This is a genomic window from Pseudomonas batumici, from assembly GCF_000820515.1.
Taxonomy (GTDB): Bacteria; Pseudomonadota; Gammaproteobacteria; order Pseudomonadales; family Pseudomonadaceae; genus Aquipseudomonas; species Aquipseudomonas batumici.
On record NZ_JXDG01000075.1, the window covers coordinates 1 to 4,279 of the forward strand.

At 66.4% G+C, this 4,279-nt stretch carries 1 protein-coding gene; it reads left to right on the forward strand.

Annotation, left to right across the window (positions count from 1 at the left end):
- The coding region (locus UCMB321_RS27815; protein WP_040071929.1) for a non-ribosomal peptide synthetase at positions 1–4,279 on the forward strand (4,279 nt) is incomplete at both ends.

Consider the following 4,279-nt stretch of genomic DNA (forward strand, 5'->3'; position numbering starts at 1 on the left):
CGCTGTTCCAGGCCATGCTGGTACTGGGCAATACCCCCCGTGACCAGGCCCTGGCCCTGCCCGGCCTGGAGCTGACCCCGCTGCCCCAGGTCACCGGCACCACCCAGTTCGACCTGAGCCTGTCGCTCAACGACGACGGCGAAACCATTCACGGCCAGTTCGAATACGCCACCGATCTGTTCGACGCCAGCACCATCGCCCGCTGGAGCCATCATCTGCTGCACCTGCTCGACGCCCTGCTCGGCGATGCCGCGCAGCCGCTGGCGAGCCTGCCGTTGCTGGATAACCAGCAGCGCCGCGAGTTGCTCGGCAACTTCAACCCGGCCCTGGTGCCGTTCCCCGAAGGCCTGCTGTTGCAGGAGGTCTTCGAGCAGCAGGTCAAAGCGCGTCCCGAGGCCATTGCCGTACAGGCCGAAGGTGTCGCCCTCAGCTATGCCGAACTCAACGCCCGGGCCAACCGTATCGCCCATCGCCTGATCGCCGCCGGCCTGAATCCGGACGAGCGCGTGGCGTTGCTGGTGGAGCGCAGCCCGGAAATGATCGTCGGCATCCTCGCCATCCTCAAGGCCGGCGGCGCCTACGTGCCGCTCGACCCGAACTACCCGCAGGACCGCCTGCAACATATGCTCGACGACAGTTCTCCACGGGTACTGTTGAGCCAGGGCAACCTGGCCGAACAACTGCCTCCGCTGTCGATCACTCATCTGCGCCTGGAAGACACCCCGGGTAACGACGCCAACCCACGGGTCAGCGGCCTGACCTCACGGCACCTGGCCTATGTGATGTACACCTCCGGTTCCACCGGCAAGCCGAAAGGCGTCATGCTCGAACACCGTTCGGTGTGCAACCAGATCGGCGCCCTGCAAGAGCGCTACGGCCTGAACCCGCAGGACCGCGTCCTGCAATTCGCCACCATGACCTTCGACATGTCGGTGGAAGAGATCTTCGGCGCGCTGCTGTCCGGTGCCACCCTGGTGCTGCGCAGCGATGCCTGGATCGCCGGCACCGCGGCCTTTGCCGCGCTGTGCGAGCAGTACGCGATCACGGTCGCCAACCTGCCCACCGTGTTCTGGCAACAGGTGAGTCGCGATGCGCATGTGCCGCTGCCGAGCACCCTGCGCCAGCTCATGATCGGCGGCGAAGCCGTCGGCAAGCAGGCCGTGGCCCAGTGGTTCGACCGTGAGGGTCACCGCCCGACCTTGTTCAACGCCTATGGTCCGACCGAAGCCACGGTCAACGCCTCGATCCGCCTGATGGAACGCGACAACGAGGATTTCCGCTCCATCGGCACACCGGTGCGCAATACCCAACTGCATGTGCTGGATGCCGCCGGCAACCTCGCGCCGCTCGGTGTAGCCGGGGAACTGCATATCGGTGGCGTCGGGGTCGCCCGTGGCTACCTCAACCGTGCCGAACTCAGTGCCGAGCGCTTTATCGCCGACCCCTTCACCACCGATCCGGACGCCCGCCTGTACCGGACCGGCGACCTTGGCCGCTGGCGCGCGGACGGCACCCTGGAATACCTGGGCCGCAACGACGACCAGGTGAAGATCCGCGGTTTCCGTGTGGAACTGGGTGAAATCGAAGCCGTGCTCGCCACCTGCGCCGGTGTCCGCGAAGCTGTGGTGGTCGCCCGGGAAAGCAAGCCCGGCCAATCCGACAGCAAGCGCCTGATCGCCTACCTGTGCGGTGAACCGGTGCCCGTCGAGCAACTGCGTGCGACCTTGTTGGAGGCACTGCCGGATTACATGGTGCCCAGTGCCTATGTGCACCTGGAAACCATGCCCCTGACCCCCAACGGCAAGCTCGACCGTCTGTCCTTGCCCGCTCCAGGCCAGGAAGCCTTTGCCAGCCGCGCCTACGAGGCACCGCGTGGCGAGATAGAACAGATTGTCGCCGGTGTCTGGCAAGAGCTGCTGGGCATCGAACAGGTCGGTCGTCACGACCGTTTCTTCGAACTCGGCGGTCACTCGCTGCTGGCCGTCGGCCTGATCGACCGCCTGCGCCAGCATGGCCTGAACGCCAGCGTACGCACGGTGTTCACCGCCCCCAGCGTGCGGGAAATGGCCCAGGCCATCAGCCGCGACAGCCAAGCCCTGTTCCAGGCCCCGGCCAACCGTATCCCGGCCGACTGCACCCAACTGACGCCGGACATGTTGCCATTGGTGGAGTTGAGTGCCGCGCAGCTGGAACGCATCGTCGCCGCCGTTCCCGGCGGGGCTGCCAATATCCAGGACATCTACCCGCTGGCACCGCTGCAACAAGGCATCCTCTTCCACCACCTGCTGGGTCACGAGGGCGACGCCTACCTGGTGCGCTCGCTGATCGAGTTCGACGACCGCCAGCGCCTCGACGCCTTTGTCGCAGCGTTGCAGCGGGTCATCGATCGCCATGACATCCTGCGCAGCGCGGTGCACTGGGTCGGCCAGCCGCAGGCGGTGCAGGTGGTCCATCGCCAGGCGCAACTGCCGGTGGAAACCCTCAGCCTGACGCCGGATGAAGATCCGCGCGCCCAGCTGGAACGCCTGAGCGATCCACGGCACCTGCGCCTCGACCTGCAACAGGCACCGCTGATGCGTGCCTGCATCGCCCGCGATCCGCACTCCGAGCGCTGGCTGCTGGCCTTGCTCGACCACCATATGATCAGCGACCACGTGTCCCTGGGCATCGTGCTCGAAGAAATCCGTGACCTGATGCAGGGCCGGGCCAGCGATCTGCCAGCCCCGCAGCCTTATCGGGAGTTTGTCGCGCAGATCCTCGCCACCCCGTCCGAGGCCCATGAAGCCTATTTCAGCCGCCGCCTGGCCGATGTCGATGAGCCCACCGCGCCGTTCGGCGTGCTGGATGTCCAGGGCGACGGGGCCCGGGTGACGGAAACCAGCCTGCGCCTTGACTCGGCCTTGAGCCGCAAGGTCCGCGCTCGGGCGCAGGCCGCCGGGGTCACGCCGGCCGTGTTGTTCCATATTGCCTGGGCCCAGGTGCTCGGGCGCTGCACCGGACGTGACGATGTCGTGTTCGGTACGGTAGTCGCCGGGCGTCTGCAGGGTTCGGCGGGTGCCGACCGCGCCCTCGGGGTGTTTATCAATACCCTGCCGGTGCGGGTGCAATTGGCCAAGTTCGGCGTTGCTGCACTGGTGGACGAAACCTATCGCGACCTCAGCGAAATGCTGGTCCACGAACAGGCCTCCCTGGCCCTGGCCCAGCGCTGTAGCGGCGTGGCCGCGGGCCTGCCGTTGTTCACCAGCCTGTTCAACTATCGCCATCAGACCGATGGTGGCTCACTGGCCAACCAGGATCAGGTACTGGCCTGGGACGGCGTGCGCTTCCTGAGCAACGAAGCGCGCACCAACTACCCGATCGAAGTGGCCGTGGCGGATGAAGGCGTCGACTTCTCCCTGACCGCCCAGGCCATCGAAGGCATCGATCCGCAACGCCTCGCCGCCTATCTCGGCCAGGCCGTTGCCGAACTGGTCGACGCCCTTGAGCAGGACCCCGCGCGCCTGGCCGCCAGCCTGGAAGTGCTGCCTGCAGCCGAGCGCACGCTGCTGCTCGACGACTTCAACAACACCGCTACAGACTTCGGCCCGGCCGAGCCGATCCATGCCCTGTTCGAAACCCAGGTCCGCACCAACCCCGACGCCGTGGCCCTGGTCTGCGAAGACCGGCAACTGAGCTACCGCCAGCTCAACCGTCGCGCCAACCGCCTGGCCCGGCAGTTGCTGGCCCTCGGCGTGCAGCCGGACGAACGGGTAGCGATCTGTGCCGAACGTAGCCTGGAGATGATTGTCGGCCTGCTTGGTGTGCTCAAGGCCGGGGCCGCCTATGTGCCGATCGACCCGGCCCACCCGGCCGACCGCATGGCCTTCATGCTGCAGGACAGCCAACCCCGTGCCCTGCTGACCCAGGCCGCGTTGTCGCTGCCGTCTGGCGATACGCCGCTGTTGCTGCTCGACACCGCCGAGTCGCTGCGGGCCGCCGACGATCAGACCTTCGATGCCAACCCAGTGGTTCCAGGCCTGACACCCGAACACCTGGCCTATGTCATCTACACCTCCGGTTCCACCGGCCAGTCCAAGGGCGTGATGGTCGAGCACCGTTCGGTGTTCAACTTCTGGCAGGTGCTGACCCGCACCACCCACCAGTATTGCCCGACACCGGCCACCGTGGCCCTCAACGCCGGCTTCTTCTTCGACATGTCGATCAAGGGCATCTCGCAGCTGTTCTCCGGCCACACGCTGGTGATCATCCCGCAACTGATCCGTGCCAGCGGCAGCGAATT